The sequence below is a fragment of the Vibrio sp. 378 genome (genome assembly GCF_033339435.1).
In genome coordinates this window covers 1-15,960 of record NZ_JAWOUO010000019.1, presented here as the reverse complement: position 1 = coordinate 15,960, position 15,960 = coordinate 1, and the positions used below count along the sequence as shown (strand labels likewise).

The window sequence follows — 15,960 nt, the reverse complement described above, 5'->3', positions numbered from 1 at the left end:
TTTTCTTATGGCCAATCGAATGGAGCTGAGCGGCACCATTGCCAAACCGCCCATTCGTAGTAAAAGCCCTGGTGGCATTGAACACTGTCGGTTTTGGCTGGAGCATCGCTCTACTATTATCGAAGCTGACTTACCTCGACAAGTTTATTGTCGTATGCCGGTAGTCGTCAGCGGGCTTGGGTCACAAGCACTAACTCAGAATTTAGTTCAAGGCAGTAACATTAAGGTAAGTGGTTTTGTCACTTATCAAACCGGCCGAAATGGCGTGGGAAAATTAGTGTTACACGCCGACAACATTACTCAAATTTAAGATCAGGAGATAGCCCATGGCTCGTTTCTTCCGTCGTCGTAAATTCTGCCGTTTCACTGCAGAAGGCGTACAAGAGATTGATTACAAAGACGTAGCAACTCTTAAAAACTACATCACTGAAGCTGGTAAAATCGTACCTAGCCGTATCACTGGTACAAGCGCTAAGTACCAGCGTCAACTAGCACGTGCTATCAAGCGTTCACGCTACCTAGCTCTACTACCGTACACTGACAAGCATCAGTAATCGGTTCATTTTATTAAGAAAGAGGATTAAGCAATGCAAGTTATTCTACTTGATAAAATTGGTAACCTAGGTGGTCTTGGCGATACTGCAAACGTTAAATCTGGCTACGCTCGTAACTTCCTTATCCCACAAGGTAAAGCAGTTATGGCAACTAAAGCTAACGTTGAAATGTTTGAAGCTCGTCGTGCTGAACTAGAAGCTAAAGTTGCTGAGCAACTAGCTGCTGCAGAAGCTCGCGCAGAGAAAGTTAACGCTCTAGAAGCGGTAGTTATCGCTTCTAAAGCTGGTGACGAAGGCAAACTATTCGGTTCTATCGGTACTCGTGACATCGCTGACGCTATCACAGCAGCAGGCGTTGAAGTTGCTAAGAGCGAAGTTCGCCTTCCTGAAGGTGCTCTACGTAACACTGGTGAGTTCGAGATCAGCGTTCAACTTCACTCTGAAGTTTTCGCGACAGTTAACCTACAAGTTGTTGCTGCTGAGTAATTCAGTATCAAGACGAAATACTAAAAAGCACCTCCTTGGAGGTGCTTTTTTTATTTCTAAAACTGAGAGAAAAAGGGTTAAAAAGCGAAAAGTAAATTAACGGAAAATACGCTGTCCGCTTTGCTTAAGCCTTCAGGCACTTTATCGTGATACTGACGAGAGTGTGCCAGTTTCAGTGCGATATCTTCAGTAATATCATTGGTTACACTGAGTTCACTATCAGTACGTGTGTTACTTCTACCTGTTACCAACGTAATATCAGCTGCGAAACTTAAATTATCCAACGCATGCCAAGTTGTGTTGATATTTCCTCGAAAAATGCCTTCTCTAACGATATCGGGAAAGACAATATCGTCATCATCTATTTCGTCTAAGTTTGGCTCTTGATAGCGAAAACCAGGGCCTACTTCTACCTCTAAAATGAAGTTCTCAGTGTAGGAGAACTGGTAACCCAAACCACCTGACAACGTATAGTCTTTAAAATAAGCACTGTAGCGAGAATCCACTCCTTTAAAGCTGCCATACAAATACGTCTTAGGGCCTAACTTGTAGTCACTCTGTAGGGAATAGGTGGATGAGCGTTTGTCTTCTTCACCGTCTTTGTACAAGTTGTAGTACTTCCATTCACCATTAGAACGGTGTCGACCTGACGTATATTCAGCACTCAAACGAGCATTCAGGGAACGAGAGTCCGTGTTACCTGTATGAGCTTGATAGCCGAACTCCACCTCGGTTTTTAGTGGGTCGGGTAAATCAATATTTTGCTCTGGCTGTACTGATTCGTCAGCATACGATGCACTAGCGCACAGTAGGCTAAAGCTAAGTAACCAGTATCGGGACACATCAACCTCGAACGTAATCAAAAAGGAGGGGCATGATACTGATACAGATATTTGGTTGGGTCAATGGTAGGTTAATTTTTATTAGAGCTAGGCGGAAGAACCAGGCTATTACCCGGATGGTTCACATGATGATTTCTTAACAAGTAATTGTCGCTTCGGGGAAGCATCTCAGCTAGGTTAAGGTTATAATCGTGGGTCAATAGTAGTTATCGAGCAAAGTCATGGCGGAAAACAGAAATCGCAAACCTTCAGACAGTCAGGTCGACGCAATCAAAGTGCCACCTCACTCACTAGAAGCCGAGCAATCAGTAATTGGTGGTCTTTTACTGGATAATGAACGTTGGGACACCGTTGCCGAACGTGTTGTGAGCAGTGATTTCTATAGTCGTCCACACCGCCTGATTTTTGAAGGTGTAAAAACCATTCTTGAAGCGGGTAAACCTCTCGATCTTATTACTTTATCGGAATATCTAGAGCGTCACGAGTTGTTAGAAGATGTAGGCGGTTTTGCTTACCTTGCTGACTTGGCGAAGAATACGCCAAGTGCAGCTAACATCAATGCGTATGCTGATATTGTCGCTGAGCGCGCGATTGTTCGTGGCCTTATTGGTGTCGCGAATGAAATTGCGGACGCGGGCTATGACCCTCAAGGTCGCAGTTCTGAAGATTTAATAGACATGGCGGAGAGTAAAGTTTTTGCTATCGCCGAGTCTCGAACTAGTGAAAACGAAGGACCACAAAACGTCGACAACATCCTCGAAAAGACGTTAGAACGTATCGAGTTGTTGTATAAAACGCCACAAGATGGTGTTACCGGGGTCGATACCGGTTTCACAGATCTCAATAAGAAAACCGCAGGTTTGCAAGGCTCTGATTTGGTGATTGTCGCTGCGCGTCCATCGATGGGTAAAACGACCTTTGCGATGAACTTGTGTGAAAATGCAGCCATGCAACAAGAAAAGCCCGTACTTATTTTCTCGTTAGAGATGCCAGCTGAACAGTTGATGATGCGTATGTTGGCCTCTTTGTCTCGTGTTGACCAAACCAAGATCCGTACGGGTCAGCTAGATGACGAAGATTGGGCGCGTATTTCTTCTACTATGGGTATCCTGATGCAGAAGAAAAATATGTACATTGATGATAGCTCTGGACTAACTCCGACCGAAGTGCGTTCGCGCGCTCGCCGTATCGCTCGTGAACATGGCGGTCTATCGATGATCATGGTCGACTACCTTCAGTTGATGCGCGTGCCTTCGTTAACCGATAACCGTACTCTTGAGATTGCTGAGATCTCTCGCTCTCTTAAGGCGCTGGCAAAAGAGCTAAATGTGCCTGTTGTGGCACTGTCGCAGCTAAACCGTTCCCTAGAGCAACGTGCGGATAAACGACCAGTAAACTCGGACTTGCGTGAATCCGGTTCCATCGAGCAGGATGCCGACTTGATCATGTTCATCTACCGTGATGAGGTTTATCACCCAGATAGTCCGTACAAAGGTACGGCCGAAATCATTATTGGTAAACAGCGTAATGGTCCTATCGGCTCTGTTCGCCTCACTTTCCAAGGTCAACATTCGCGTTTCGACAACTACGCGGGTCCTGCATTCGATATTGATGATGAGTAATCCCATGAGCTATATGAAAGCGGCCAAGGCGTGCATTGATTTGTCTGCGTTGCAGCACAACTTACAGCGCGTAAAAGCTCAAGCGCCACAAAGTAAAGTGATGGCTGTCGTCAAGGCCAATGGTTATGGTCACGGATTACGTCATGTCGCAAAACATGCTAACCATGCGGATGCGTTTGGTGTGGCTCGTATTGAAGAAGCATTGCAACTGCGCGCTTGTGGAGTAGTAAAGCCGATTCTATTGCTAGAAGGTTTTTACTCTCCTGGTGACTTACCTGTTCTTGTGACGAACAACATCCAAACTGTGGTGCACTGTGAAGAGCAGCTTATCGCCTTGGAGCAAGCAGACCTTGAAACTCCGGTTGTCGTGTGGCTGAAGATTGACAGTGGCATGCACCGCCTTGGGGTTCGTCCTGAACAATATGACGAGTTTGTAACGCGGCTGAAGGAGTGTCCAAATGTAGCGAAACCGTTGCGTTACATGAGCCACTTTGGCTGTGCAGATGAGCTGGATAGCGATATTACCCCACAACAGATTGAGCTGTTTAAATCGTTGACTTCTGGTTGCCAAGGGGAACGTTCACTGGCGGCATCTGCGGGGTTATTGGCATGGCCTCAAAGCCATTTAGATTGGGTTCGTCCGGGTATTATCATGTATGGTGTGTCGCCATTCGATGACAAAACGGCGCAAGATCTTGGGTATCAGCCTGTCATGACACTTAAATCCCACCTTATTGCGGTACGTGAAGTGAAGAAGGGTGAAAGTGTTGGCTACGGTGGTATTTGGACCAGTGAGCGAGATACAAAAGTTGGTGTCATTGCTGTAGGGTATGGCGACGGTTACCCAAGAAGTGCTCCAAACGGTACGCCGGTGTGGGTTAATGGCCGTAAAGTACCTATTGCAGGTCGAGTTTCCATGGATATGCTGACGGTCGATTTGGGACCAGACGCAACGGATAAAGTCAGCGACGAAGCGATTCTTTGGGGGAAAGAGCTCCCAGTAGAAGAAGTAGCGGGTCACATTGGTACGATTGCGTATGAACTCGTGACTAAGCTAACGCCTCGCGTCGAGATGGAATACTCCAAATAAACAACGAAAGGCTAACCCAAGGTTAGCCTTTGTTTTATCTACTCACCGTTAATCGTAGCAATAACGCGGCGGCCGCCACCAAAGTCTCGATGCTCACCCAAGTAAATACCTTGCCATGTTCCTAAAGCTAATCGACCATTTTGGATTGGTACCGTCACACTACTGCCAAGCAGTGATGCTTTAATATGTGCCGGCATGTCGTCGTCACCTTCATAGGTGTGCTGATAATAAGGAGCACGCTCTGGCACAAACTTATTGAAGTGCGCTTCCATGTCCATACGCACGGTTGGATCAGCATTCTCATTTAAGGTCAAACTGGCGGAGGTGTGCTGAATAAATAAGTGTAATAAACCTACTGAAAGTTCGTTTATTTGTGGTAATTGTTGTTCAATTTCATCAGTTATCAGGTGAAAACCGCGGCTTCTCGCTTTTAATTGCAGTGTTTTTTGTGCCCACATACGTGTTCCTTTGGAAATTTATAAATTGGCGTCTATCCTATTCCAATTAGAGCCTGTCATTAGTAAATGATATGATTCTTGTCATCGTAAATGAATGTTCAATTTCAGGGCAGGGAACGTGACCTAACTCAATGTGAGTGTAAAAGCTCTCGGTCATAATTGGCGCCTGAAAAAAAATTACAAAGACTTGTTTTGTGGCAATTTGCCCAAACATCTAATTTATATTCTATTTGCTAAATCGGGGATTCCACAGTTTTCGCTAGACTGTAAGGAATGGAACCTACTGTAACATCGGGATAAAGACCATGTTGAAAAATATCAATCCAACGCAAACACAAGCTTGGAAAGCGCTAACGGCGCATTTCGAATCTGCACAAGATATGGATCTTAAAGAGCTGTTTGCTCAAGACGCAGCGCGTTTCGACAAATACTCTGCACGTTTCGGCTCAGACATCCTAGTCGATTACTCAAAGAACCTCATCAATGAGGAAACTCTGAAGCACCTGTTTGCTCTTGCGAAAGAGACCGAGCTGAAATCTGCAATTGAAGCGATGTTCAGTGGTGAAGCGATCAACCAAACAGAAGGTCGCGCTGTTCTTCACACTGCACTACGTAACCGCGCTAATACTCCAGTTATGGTAGATGGCGAAGACGTAATGCCAGCAGTGAACGCGGTTCTAGAAAAAATGAAATCATTCACTGAGCGCGTTATCGGCGGTGAATGGAAAGGTTACACAGGCAAAGCAATTACCGATATTGTGAACATCGGTATCGGCGGTTCTGACCTTGGCCCTTACATGGTGACGGAAGCTCTAGCGCCATACAAAAATCATCTAAACCTTCACTTCGTATCTAACGTTGATGGTACACACATCGTTGAAACGTTGAAGAAAGTTAACCCAGAAACGACGTTATTCTTGATCGCGTCTAAGACGTTTACAACACAAGAAACCATGACTAACGCGCACACTGCTCGTGATTGGTTCCTAGAATCGGCGGGTGATCAGGCTCATGTGGCTAAGCACTTTGCTGCGCTTTCAACAAACGCGACAGCCGTGTCTGAATTTGGTATCGATACAGCGAACATGTTTGAATTCTGGGACTGGGTTGGTGGCCGTTACTCACTATGGTCTGCGATCGGTCTATCAATTGCACTAGCAGTAGGTTTCGACAACTTCGTTGAGCTGCTTGATGGCGCTCACGAGATGGACAAGCACTTTGTATCAACAGATCTAGAAAGCAACATCCCTGTGATCCTTGCGCTTATCGGTATTTGGTACAACAACTTCCACGGTGCGGAATCAGAAGCTATTCTGCCTTACGATCAGTACATGCACCGTTTCGCGGCGTACTTCCAGCAAGGTAACATGGAATCAAACGGTAAATACGTTGACCGTGACGGCAATGCTGTAACTTACCAAACTGGCCCAATCATTTGGGGTGAACCAGGTACCAACGGTCAGCACGCGTTCTACCAGCTAATTCACCAAGGTACTAAGCTTATCCCATGTGACTTCATTGCACCTGCAATTAGCCACAACCCAGCTAGCGATCATCACCAAAAACTGATGTCTAACTTCTTCGCGCAAACTGAAGCTCTAGCGTTTGGTAAAAATGAAGAAACCGTGAAAGAAGAGTTGGTGAAAGTAGGTAAGAATGCTGAAGAAGTGGCAGCGATTGCGCCATTCAAAGTGTTTGAAGGTAACCGTCCAACAAACTCTATTCTAGTGAAGCAAATCACGCCTCGTACGCTAGGTAACTTGATCGCAATGTACGAACACAAAATTTTCGTACAAGGTGTTATCTGGAATATCTTCAGCTTTGACCAGTGGGGCGTGGAGCTAGGTAAACAACTGGCTAACCAAATCCTACCTGAGCTTGCAGACGAGTCTCAAATCAGCTCGCATGACAGCTCAACAAACGGTCTAATCAACGCATTTAAAGCGTTCAAAGCTTAATGTTTGAATAGATAAAGAAAAGGTCAGCAAATGCTGACCTTTTTATTGCCTGAGGCAAAAACAAAATAGGTTGGCCAGTGCCAACCTATTTTTTCTCTTTTATTCGAAGCAAATTTCGATAAAGGCATTTCCCCATTGGGAAGAGAAAGGCATGATAATAATTGAGCCTTCACACTTGTGGCGAATCGTATGACCTCGGCCCGAAACCACAACCGGTGTTGCCATATCAAAGTCAAAACCACTTTCCGCCAGAATGCGTTTCGCACCACCAGTAACCATGTTGGTGATCTCACCCACCATATCGGTCACTTCTTCATTGAGCCCATTTGGACGTTCACCAAGCATGTTCTGCATGATTTCTAGGGCGAGTGCTTCATCAAAGGTGATCGACATTGAACCACGAGTTTGTGGGCCTACCATACCAATCAGACCAGAAACGTCACCTCGTGCGATCTCATCTTTTTTGATTCGCGGTTTTTGTGGCTTCAGCTCAAGAGAAGCCATAGTTTTTAGCACGTTCATTAAAGAAGCTAAAAACGGGTTTACAAATTCAGCGCGCATAACGTTCTTCTATACTTTTTCTTTCGTCTCGGAGGAACAGGCCTGGCATTCACCATGAGTTTCAATAACTTGGTTGGTCAGTTTGAATCCATGCTTCTCGGCGTTTTCGGCTAACAAGGATATCAGCGTCTCATCTTCGAGTTCAACGACATCACCACATTTATCGCAAATTAGTAATTGGAAAAAGTGCTGCTGAGTATTGAAAGAACAACAAGTAATAAAGCTATTTGTCGATTCCACTCGGTGGATGAAGCCTTGCTCTAGGAGAAAATCTAATGCTCGATAAACAGTGGGCGGCTTAGCCTGAGGCTCACTCTCTTTTAGTTGCTCCAATAGCTCATACGCACTTGAGGCGCGGCGATTAGAACAAATGAGTTCAAATACGCGTCGGCGTTGCGGAGTCAGTCGTACTCCACGCTCTGCGCAGATACTTTCAATTTGTTCAATGATTGTTGGGTTCAAACCTTTCACCATAACTATCGGACGTGCTCTATGATAAATCATTTCTATACGAAGTTCGTTTAGAAATGCTTCATTTTACCCACTATCAGAACGAAAATCATGAATTAAAGCAAGTCGGTGGTGGTGTGAAGGCGGAATAATCATCACAGAATGAATCAACGAATGACAGATTCGTATTACTTCTGCGTATTCCTAAGCACTTGGCTAGTCAGCCAACCAAATCATTCTCGCTGAAACTAGCACCCAGAGGTGCTTGGGTATACAATACCCGACTTATTTTTTGAGCGTACTGCTGCGCTCGACCTTGGCAACATAAAAACGGGTGTTTATATCATGACTCATTCTTGCAGGCTCTCCGTAGCACCAATGTTAGATTGGACTGATCGTCATTGTCGCTACTTCCATCGCTTAATGACCAAAGAAACCCTGTTGTACACTGAAATGGTGACGACAGGTGCGATCATTCATGGAAAAGGAGATTTCCTGGCTTATAACGAAGAAGAGCATCCGTTAGCCCTTCAACTTGGTGGTTCAAACCCAGCAGATTTGGCTACGTGTGCCAAGCTAGCGCAAGAGCGTGGCTACGATGAGATTAACCTAAATGTGGGGTGTCCATCTGACCGCGTACAAAACGGTCGCTTCGGTGCTTGCCTAATGGCTGAACCGCAGTTAGTTGCGGATTGTGTCGCAGCAATGAAAGACGTGGTCGATATCCCTGTAACAGTCAAGACTCGCATTGGTATTGATGATCAAGACTCTTACGAGTTCCTAACGGATTTCGTTTCTATTGTTTCAGAAAAGGGTGGCTGTGAGCAGTTCACTATCCATGCTCGTAAAGCTTGGTTAAGTGGTTTAAGCCCAAAAGAAAACCGCGAGATCCCACCATTGGATTACCCACGCGCTTACCAATTGAAGCAAGACTTCTCACACCTAACGATTGCGATTAACGGTGGCGTGAAATCATTAGAAGAAGCAAAAGCACATCTTCAGCATCTTGACGGTGTGATGATTGGTCGTGAAGCATACCAAAGCCCATATCTACTGGCATCGGTAGACCAAGAGTTGTTTGGCTCTAATGCTCCAGTGAAGAAACGCAGCGAAATTGTTGAAGAGATGTACCCATACATTGAAGCGCAATTAGCGAAAGGTGCGTACCTTGGTCACATTACCCGTCACATGTTAGGTTTGTTCCAAAGCATGCCCGGTGCTCGTCAATGGCGTCGTCATATCAGTGAAAATGCGCACAAACCAGGTTCTGGTCTAGAAGTATTGCAAGACGCGCTAGCTAAGATTCCAAAAGAATTGAATGTGTAAAATTCGCCAGTGAATGGCTAAAATTACCAACTAAAGAATGATAAAGCCAGAGTGCAGAAATGCCTCTGGCTTTGTTTTTTTATTAAAAATCATAATCTTAACTTCGTTTCTGTAAGTTGGTATGGAAACTGCTCTGTTTATTGAAAACAAATGGAGAAGTGATTATGTTGGAGCTAATCTTTATTTTAGTCTTTGCGGCGACCTTGTTGGTTACGGGTATCACAATGATGACCGTATTCGCAGCAACTGGTATTGCGTTAGTTGTGATGTTTTTACTGGGAATGGTTGGAGCGGTACTCAAACTATTACCATGGTTAATCGTGATTGCATTGGGTATTTGGTTCTTCAAGAATTACGTTGCTCAGCCCCGCTATAAATAATGAGTAACATCATTTAGTTGATGGAGAGGCGTGAGAATATGGTATATTTCCTCTCACGTCCTCTACGTGAATATCAGCTATCTCGGAGTAAATACTACATGACAAATAAAGCGAACATCGCTTTAACGGCATTATCGTTGGCAGTATCTTTTCCTGTTTTTGCAGAGTACTCTGTATCGACAAAAGTCGGCGCAGAGGTATGGGCTGCCGACACTAAAGTTAATGAAGTGAGACGAGATAGCAGTACCACAGGCACTTTTTTTGCGGCGATTGAACATGATGTTAAATACGTCCCTAATGCGCGCCTTCGTTACTCAAGTGTTGATGCGGATTACATGGGGTTCGATAAGCTCGATTTAACCTTGTATTACCACGTTCTAGAGCATGATTTATTGCACTTTGATGCGGGTCTTACGTTCAGTAATTTAAGTGACACTAAATATATTGATGCTGGCTCAAGCAGGCGTGTAGAAGAATTTGATGAGCTGATTTGGGCTTGGTATGGCTACGCAGAAATTCAAGTTCCGGATACAAACTTTGATGTGATTGGTGAGATAAACTTTGGTGACAACAAAGGTATCAAAAGCACCGATTTCATGGCAGGTGTTCAATACAATGTACCGCTCGAAAAAGCTCGACTGGCTTTTCGTGGAGGTTACCGTGTGATTGATTTAGAGTCCGATAAATTCATGTCGGATCTAGGGAAAGAGTTTATTTTTGCTAACGGCTTCTTTGTGAGTGCGGAATACGCGTTCTAAATTCAGCCATGTTAGATATTCGATTTACTTAAAACGTCGCTTTATAAGCGGCGTTTTTTTATATCACTTCATTATATCTAATCGAAATTTCTCCCTATTTGGCTGACTTAGACCATGCTTACCTAGGAGCAATGTGAAAGTTAAAGCAGGGATAGCGATGACAATAAATGAACTAAGACATCTATTCCGTGAAAATCAGCTTATCGAAGCGATTATTGAGCCTGCAATCCAAGAGGGTGGTTGGGTTGTAGAGTTCAGACATGCGCGCGGTGGTTTTGTTTTTCTAACGGACAGTCACGGCGAAGAATGTCTTTATGAAGATTTGGATACTGCGTCAAAATCGGCAATGGCAGTAGGCTTTCAACAAGTCCGCATTGAAGATCGATGAGCAAAAAGTAAGCCGTTCTTACTTCCAAAAAGTTATAAAACATTCACTTCTATTCTTTCTTGTTATTAAGGAGAGTGGGTACTCTATCGTCACGCAATGAATAGGGATGTCGTGATAATGTCTTTTCAAAAGAATGAGTATTCTCACAAGAATGTGTCTGAAGATAATAATGGGCAAGGAGGAAATCCTCCAATCACAAGCCCTCTGAATGACCAACAAATTAGCTCACTCCAACAAACTGTCTCTGAGTTGTCTTCACAGCAACTTGCTTGGGTCAGTGGGTATTTTTGGGGATTAGCTCAAAATCAACCAAACACAGCGGTAACGCCAATTGCACAAGCAACGGCAGCCGTATCAGCGAAGCCAGCAGGTAAGTTGAGTATTATTTTTGCTTCCCAAACGGGCAATGCTAAAGGTGTTGCTGAAGCTCTGGAACAGGAAGCAAAAGCAGAAGGAATTGCAGTCGAACTTTTTGATGCAAGCGATTACAAAGGTAAAAACTTAGCCAAAGAAACGCATGTCATTATTGTGGCATCGACTAACGGCGAAGGCGAAGCGCCAGACAATGCCATTGAGCTACATGAGTTTTTGCAATCGAAGAAGGCTCCTAAGCTGCCAAACCTGCAATATGGTGTTATTGCATTGGGAGATTCTAGCTACGAGTTCTTCTGTCAGACCGGTAAAGACTTCGACACTTACCTATCAAAGCTAGGCGCGACTCCATTTATCGAGCGTCTTGATTGCGATGTGGATTATGAAGCCCCCGCAACTGAATGGCGTAAGAATGCGTTAGACAAGGTAAAAGATACACTTTCTTCTGGCTCTGAAGCGGATGTGGTTCAACTTCCAGTGGGTCAAGCTGCGACTGCGCACTCTCCTTACAATAAACAAAATCCGTACACTGCGACGTTACTGACCAGTCAAAAAATCACGGGCCGTGACTCTGGAAAAGACGTTCGTCATATAGAAATCGACTTAGAAGGCTCGGGCTTAACGTATCAGCCAGGTGATGCACTAGGTGTGTGGTTTGAAAATAGCTCGGAACTTGCAAATGCCATTCTTGGTAAGGTCGGTTTGTCTGGGGTTGAGACTGTTGACGTTGATGGTGAAAGCTTGTCAATCCACAGTGCTCTCGTGAGTAAATATGAAATCACAACATCTAACCCGCAGCTCATCACAAAGTTTGCCGAGTTATCCGGTAGCAAGAAGCTACAAAAGTTAGTTGAAGATAAAGATAAGCTTCGCGAGTACTCTGCAAATACTCAAATCGTTGATGTACTGGCAGAAAAGAAAACCAAGTTAACCGCAGATGAGTTGATTGGTTTGCTTCGTCGTCTTACTCCACGCCTTTACTCTATTGCATCAAGCCAAGAAGAGGTCGATGAAGAAGTACACCTAACGGTTGCTTTGGTTGAGTACGAACAAAACGACGAAAAACGATATGGTGGTGCGTCTAGTTTCTTAGCACAGCGTCTCGAAGAGGGAGATGAAGTTAAAGTATTTGTTGAGCATAACAACAACTTTAAACTGCCGGAAGATGATAGTACTCCAATTATCATGGTTGGTCCTGGCACAGGGATCGCACCATTCCGTAGCTTTATTCAGGAACGTGAAAACCGCGATGCTGAAGGCAAAAACTGGTTGTTCTTTGGTGATCGCACGTTCACTCAAGACTTCTTGTACCAAGTGGAATGGCAAAAGTATCTCAAGTCAGGAGTACTAAGCCGATTGGATGTTGCCTTTAGTCGTGACCAAGTAGAAAAGGTTTACGTACAACATCGCATCTTAGAAAACGCAGCTCAAGTGTGGCAGTGGATCCAAGAAGGCGCTTATATCTATGTCTGCGGTGATGCAACGCGTATGGCAAAAGATGTGCACGACGCATTGGTTATCGTTGCTGAACAAGAAGGCAAGATGCCGCGTGACGATGCAGAACAATTTATTAATGACCTACGTAAAGCGAAACGTTATCAGAGGGATGTGTACTAATGACTTTTTCTACGGACAATAATAAGCAGGTTGTATTAGGTGAAGAGTTAGGGCCGCTATCTGATAACGAGCGCCTGAAGCGAGAAAGCAACTTATTACGTGGCACCATTGAGCAAGATTTACAGGACCGTATTACTGGTGGCTTTACTGCCGACAACTTCCAGTTAATTCGTTTCCACGGTATGTATCAACAAGACGATCGTGATATCCGTAATGAACGCACAAAGCAAAAACTGGAACCATTACATAATGTGATGCTTCGTGCTCGTATGCCTGGAGGCATCATCACGCCAACGCAATGGTTAGCGATCGACAAGTTCGCAACGGAGCACTCTTTATATGGAAGTATTCGTCTGACGACTCGCCAAACGTTCCAGTTTCATGGGGTATTAAAACCCAATATTAAGTTGATGCATCAAACGCTCAACAGTATTGGCATTGATTCGATTGCAACCGCGGGTGATGTAAACCGTAACGTGTTGTGTACCACTAACCCAGTGGAGTCAGAGTTACACCAAGAAGCTTACGAATGGGCGAAGAAGATCAGTGAGCATCTATTACCAAAGACGCGCGCTTATGCAGAGATTTGGCTAGACGGTGAAAAAGTAGAAAGCACGGAAGAAGACGAACCGATTCTAGGCAAGAACTACTTACCACGTAAGTTTAAAACTACAGTGGTTATCCCACCGCAAAATGACGTAGATGTACACGCTAACGATCTCAACTTCGTAGCGATTGCAGATAACGGTAAGCTGGTAGGCTTTAACGTCCTGGTCGGCGGCGGCTTAGCGATGACGCATGGCGATACATCAACTTATCCGCGCCGCGCTGACGACTTTGGCTTTATTCCGCTGGACAAGACACTTGATGTTGCCGCAGCTGTAGTAACAACTCAGCGCGACTGGGGTAACCGTTCAAACCGTAAGAACGCAAAAACCAAATACACATTGGATCGTGTAGGTAGCGATGTCTTTAAAGCGGAAGTCGAGAAACGTGCTGGTGTTAAGTTTGAGCAAAGCCGTCCATATGAATTCACAGAACGTGGTGACCGTATTGGCTGGGTAGAAGGAATTGATGGTAAATATCATCTAGCGCTTTTCATCGAAAACGGTCGCTTATTAGACTTTCCAGGTAAACCACTTAAGACGGGTGTTGCTGAAATTGCCAAAATCCACAAAGGCGATTTCCGCATGACAGCAAACCAAAACCTAATTGTTGCGGGTGTACCTAAAAACGAAAAAGCGAAGATTGAAAAGATCGCTCGTGAACATGGCTTAATGGACGACGGCGTAAGTGAACAGCGTAAGAACTCAATGGCTTGTGTTGCTTTTCCAACTTGTCCGCTAGCGATGGCAGAAGCTGAACGTTTCCTTCCTCAGTTTGTTACTGATGTGGAGGGGATTCTGGAGAAGCACAACCTACCAGAAAATGACAACATCATTTTGCGTGTAACTGGGTGTCCAAATGGCTGTGGTCGCGCAATGTTGGCTGAAATTGGTCTAGTTGGCAAAGCGCCGGGTCGTTACAACTTGCACCTAGGTGGTAACCGTGCCGGTACTCGAGTACCAAAAATGTATAAAGAGAACATCACGGATAAGCAAATCTTAGAAGAGATTGATCTGCTGGTGGCTCGATGGTCGAAAGAGCGTGAAGAAGGCGAAGCCTTTGGCGATTTCACTATTCGTGCTGGCATTATCCAAGAAGTGCTCGTATCAAAGAGGGACTTTCATGCTTGATTCTGTAGCATCCAAGCTGGAGCTCACAGAGTTACTGACATTAACAAAGACGGAGCAAATCCTCCGTCTTGCTCAAATTAATGTCGAGCTCGAAAAGCTTTCAGCACAAGAGAGAGTAGCGTGGGCTTTAGATAATCTAGAAGGCGAGTTCGCGGTTTCTTCTAGTTTTGGTATTCAAGCCGCGGTTATGCTTCATTTAGTTACTCGCGCCAAAGCGGACATCCCCGTCATTCTAACCGATACTGGTTACCTGTTTGCTGAGACGTACCGATTTATCGATGAGCTGACAGATGCTCTCAACCTAAATTTAAAAGTTTATCGAGCCAAAGAAAGTGCGAATTGGCAAGAAGCTCGATATGGAAAATTATGGGAGCAGGGTGTAGAGGGAATTGAAAAATACAACAAGCTCAATAAAGTTGAACCGATGCGTCGAGCGTTAAAAGAGCTTAATGTTGGAACGTGGTTCTCTGGATTGCGTCGAGAGCAAAGTAAATCTCGTGCAGGTTTACCGATTCTATCAATTCAGAACGGTGTGTTTAAATTTCTACCAGTAATTGATTGGACTAATAAAGACGTTCATTACTACTTAGAACAACACGGCCTTAAATACCACCCATTATGGGATGAAGGTTACCTTTCAGTTGGTGATACACATACCACTCGTAAATGGGAGCCGGGAATGTCAGAGGAAGAAACTCGATTCTTTGGCTTAAAGCGAGAATGTGGCCTACACGAAGATGATGGCTCTGAACAAGATGGGTCTGGCATATAGCCATAATGCTCTTTAAATAGAGTTTAGGTTAAGTTTAATAAAGATAGCTGCAATAAAGCAGCTTTCTTTATTTATGGTACTTGAAAAATACGTCTCAAAGAACAACTCTGTGGATAAGTTGTGTGAGAGTTTGGGGTAAAGTTGAATAAATAAAGGTTTGATCGAAAACTCATCGTTTAACCATTATTTTTGCAATTTTTGAAAAATAACACTTGCCAATGTGAGCGCGATCTCTATAATGCCTCCCCGTCGACAGGGCAAGGGCTCACAAGGGTTTAAGCGAAGTTGATAAGGCTGAAAAGAAAAACGAAATAATTTGAAGAAAGTGTTTGACACAATAAATTATATCGCTAGAATGGCCGCCTCTTCCGAAGTGATGTCAATCACAAAGAAGAGTTGCTCTTTAACAATATAGACCTATCAATCTGTGTGGGCACTCGTTGATGATAATCCAATTCGATACTTCGGTATCAAATTAGGTTTCAATGATACGAAGTGACCATTGAATCTTCGGATTCAGCACAGTCAATTCAAACATTACTTATGTAATGTTCAGTATTCATTGAGCCGAACAAAATCTTAAATTGAAG

General features: G+C 44.3%; 17 protein-coding genes. 13 read left to right on the top strand and 4 right to left on the bottom strand.

Annotated elements, in window-relative coordinates:
- Window positions 1-7 precede the first annotated feature (7 nt).
- From priB to rplI, 3 genes are read left to right on the top strand one after another with little or no spacing between them, the layout of a single operon-like run.
- A complete protein-coding gene (gene priB / locus R7Q48_RS21750; RefSeq protein WP_005381298.1) occupies window positions 8-310 on the top strand; it encodes a primosomal replication protein N in 303 nt (100 codons plus the stop codon).
- Window positions 311-326: 16 nt separating this feature from the next.
- The gene (rpsR, locus tag R7Q48_RS21745) at window positions 327-554 is read left to right on the top strand and encodes a 30S ribosomal protein S18 (protein ID WP_000090472.1); all 228 of its coding nucleotides are present in this window, start codon (window positions 327-329) and stop codon (window positions 552-554) included.
- 33 nt (window positions 555-587) lie between these two features.
- Window positions 588-1,040 (top strand): 50S ribosomal protein L9, encoded by a 453-nt coding sequence (rplI, locus tag R7Q48_RS21740; RefSeq protein WP_005382760.1) that lies wholly within the window; start codon window positions 588-590, stop codon window positions 1,038-1,040.
- A gap of 77 nt (window positions 1,041-1,117) precedes the next feature.
- Here the strand turns inward: rplI and R7Q48_RS21735 are convergent, their stop codons facing one another.
- A complete protein-coding gene (locus R7Q48_RS21735) occupies window positions 1,118-1,882 on the bottom strand; it encodes a DUF481 domain-containing protein (protein ID WP_115386331.1) in 765 nt (254 codons plus the stop codon).
- 221 nt (window positions 1,883-2,103) lie between these two features.
- On the opposite strand from R7Q48_RS21735, the gene R7Q48_RS21730 reads away from it, so the two are divergent.
- Together R7Q48_RS21730 and alr are read left to right on the top strand one after the other, a co-directional pair.
- The gene (locus R7Q48_RS21730; RefSeq protein ID WP_005382759.1) at window positions 2,104-3,504 is read left to right on the top strand and encodes a replicative DNA helicase; all 1,401 of its coding nucleotides are present in this window, start codon (window positions 2,104-2,106) and stop codon (window positions 3,502-3,504) included.
- A 13-nt stretch (window positions 3,505-3,517) separates the two neighbouring features.
- The gene (gene alr, locus R7Q48_RS21725; RefSeq protein WP_031777284.1) at window positions 3,518-4,594 is read left to right on the top strand and encodes an alanine racemase; all 1,077 of its coding nucleotides are present in this window, start codon (window positions 3,518-3,520) and stop codon (window positions 4,592-4,594) included.
- 38 nt (window positions 4,595-4,632) lie between these two features.
- On the opposite strand, the gene R7Q48_RS21720 is transcribed toward alr, so the two are convergent.
- On the bottom strand, window positions 4,633-5,052 hold the full coding sequence (locus R7Q48_RS21720) for a secondary thiamine-phosphate synthase enzyme YjbQ (protein ID WP_005381271.1): 420 nt from the start codon (window positions 5,050-5,052) through the stop codon (window positions 4,633-4,635).
- Window positions 5,053-5,357: 305 nt separating this feature from the next.
- On the opposite strand from R7Q48_RS21720, the gene pgi reads away from it, so the two are divergent.
- Window positions 5,358-7,010 (top strand): glucose-6-phosphate isomerase, encoded by a 1,653-nt coding sequence (pgi, locus tag R7Q48_RS21715; RefSeq protein WP_005381270.1) that lies wholly within the window; start codon window positions 5,358-5,360, stop codon window positions 7,008-7,010.
- Window positions 7,011-7,109: 99 nt separating this feature from the next.
- On the opposite strand, the gene R7Q48_RS21710 is transcribed toward pgi, so the two are convergent.
- The gene (locus R7Q48_RS21710) at window positions 7,110-7,571 is read right to left on the bottom strand and encodes a chemotaxis protein CheX (protein ID WP_005381269.1); all 462 of its coding nucleotides are present in this window, start codon (window positions 7,569-7,571) and stop codon (window positions 7,110-7,112) included.
- A gap of 9 nt (window positions 7,572-7,580) precedes the next feature.
- Window positions 7,581-8,045, bottom strand: coding sequence for a zinc uptake transcriptional repressor Zur (gene zur / locus R7Q48_RS21705; RefSeq protein ID WP_005381268.1), 465 nt, complete (start codon window positions 8,043-8,045; stop codon window positions 7,581-7,583).
- A 321-nt stretch (window positions 8,046-8,366) separates the two neighbouring features.
- On the opposite strand from zur, the gene dusA reads away from it, so the two are divergent.
- The 7 genes from dusA to R7Q48_RS21670 all read left to right on the top strand — a co-directional run bounded on the left by dusA (window position 8,367) and on the right by R7Q48_RS21670 (window position 15,370).
- A complete protein-coding gene (dusA, locus tag R7Q48_RS21700) occupies window positions 8,367-9,347 on the top strand; it encodes a tRNA dihydrouridine(20/20a) synthase DusA (RefSeq protein ID WP_017821727.1) in 981 nt (326 codons plus the stop codon).
- 164 nt (window positions 9,348-9,511) lie between these two features.
- The gene (pspG, locus tag R7Q48_RS21695) at window positions 9,512-9,727 is read left to right on the top strand and encodes an envelope stress response protein PspG (protein WP_005381266.1); all 216 of its coding nucleotides are present in this window, start codon (window positions 9,512-9,514) and stop codon (window positions 9,725-9,727) included.
- Window positions 9,728-9,825: 98 nt separating this feature from the next.
- Window positions 9,826-10,485 carry a TIGR04219 family outer membrane beta-barrel protein gene (locus R7Q48_RS21690; RefSeq protein WP_256903377.1) on the top strand — a complete coding sequence of 220 codons (660 nt, stop codon included), beginning with the start codon at window positions 9,826-9,828 and terminating at the stop codon, window positions 10,483-10,485.
- Window positions 10,486-10,642: 157 nt separating this feature from the next.
- Window positions 10,643-10,873 carry a hypothetical protein gene (locus tag R7Q48_RS21685; protein ID WP_005381264.1) on the top strand — a complete coding sequence of 77 codons (231 nt, stop codon included), beginning with the start codon at window positions 10,643-10,645 and terminating at the stop codon, window positions 10,871-10,873.
- Between the two features lie 117 nt (window positions 10,874-10,990).
- A complete protein-coding gene (locus R7Q48_RS21680; protein ID WP_213880920.1) occupies window positions 10,991-12,862 on the top strand; it encodes an assimilatory sulfite reductase (NADPH) flavoprotein subunit in 1,872 nt (623 codons plus the stop codon).
- On the top strand, window positions 12,862-14,598 hold the full coding sequence (gene cysI / locus R7Q48_RS21675; protein WP_005382750.1) for an assimilatory sulfite reductase (NADPH) hemoprotein subunit: 1,737 nt from the start codon (window positions 12,862-12,864) through the stop codon (window positions 14,596-14,598). Before R7Q48_RS21680 ends, cysI begins: the two co-directional genes overlap by 1 nt.
- Complete coding sequence (locus R7Q48_RS21670; protein ID WP_005382748.1) at window positions 14,591-15,370, top strand: phosphoadenylyl-sulfate reductase; 780 nt, start codon at window positions 14,591-14,593, stop codon at window positions 15,368-15,370. Before cysI ends, R7Q48_RS21670 begins: the two co-directional genes overlap by 8 nt.
- Window positions 15,371-15,960 lie beyond the last annotated feature (590 nt).

Coding starts and splice junctions, on each gene's coding strand:
- priB (WP_005381298.1), top strand. CDS start 8: ATGGCCAATCGAATGGAGCTGAGCGGCACCATTGCCAAACCGCCCATT.
- rpsR (WP_000090472.1), top strand. CDS start 327: ATGGCTCGTTTCTTCCGTCGTCGTAAATTCTGCCGTTTCACTGCAGAA.
- rplI (WP_005382760.1), top strand. CDS start 588: ATGCAAGTTATTCTACTTGATAAAATTGGTAACCTAGGTGGTCTTGGC.
- R7Q48_RS21730 (WP_005382759.1), top strand. CDS start 2,104: ATGGCGGAAAACAGAAATCGCAAACCTTCAGACAGTCAGGTCGACGCA.
- alr (WP_031777284.1), top strand. CDS start 3,518: ATGAAAGCGGCCAAGGCGTGCATTGATTTGTCTGCGTTGCAGCACAAC.
- R7Q48_RS21720 (WP_005381271.1), bottom strand. CDS start 5,052: ATGTGGGCACAAAAAACACTGCAATTAAAAGCGAGAAGCCGCGGTTTT.
- pgi (WP_005381270.1), top strand. CDS start 5,358: ATGTTGAAAAATATCAATCCAACGCAAACACAAGCTTGGAAAGCGCTA.
- R7Q48_RS21710 (WP_005381269.1), bottom strand. CDS start 7,571: ATGCGCGCTGAATTTGTAAACCCGTTTTTAGCTTCTTTAATGAACGTG.
- zur (WP_005381268.1), bottom strand. CDS start 8,045: ATGGTGAAAGGTTTGAACCCAACAATCATTGAACAAATTGAAAGTATC.
- dusA (WP_017821727.1), top strand. CDS start 8,367: ATGACTCATTCTTGCAGGCTCTCCGTAGCACCAATGTTAGATTGGACT.
- pspG (WP_005381266.1), top strand. CDS start 9,512: ATGTTGGAGCTAATCTTTATTTTAGTCTTTGCGGCGACCTTGTTGGTT.
- R7Q48_RS21690 (WP_256903377.1), top strand. CDS start 9,826: ATGACAAATAAAGCGAACATCGCTTTAACGGCATTATCGTTGGCAGTA.
- R7Q48_RS21685 (WP_005381264.1), top strand. CDS start 10,643: ATGACAATAAATGAACTAAGACATCTATTCCGTGAAAATCAGCTTATC.
- R7Q48_RS21680 (WP_213880920.1), top strand. CDS start 10,991: ATGTCTTTTCAAAAGAATGAGTATTCTCACAAGAATGTGTCTGAAGAT.
- cysI (WP_005382750.1), top strand. CDS start 12,862: ATGACTTTTTCTACGGACAATAATAAGCAGGTTGTATTAGGTGAAGAG.
- R7Q48_RS21670 (WP_005382748.1), top strand. CDS start 14,591: ATGCTTGATTCTGTAGCATCCAAGCTGGAGCTCACAGAGTTACTGACA.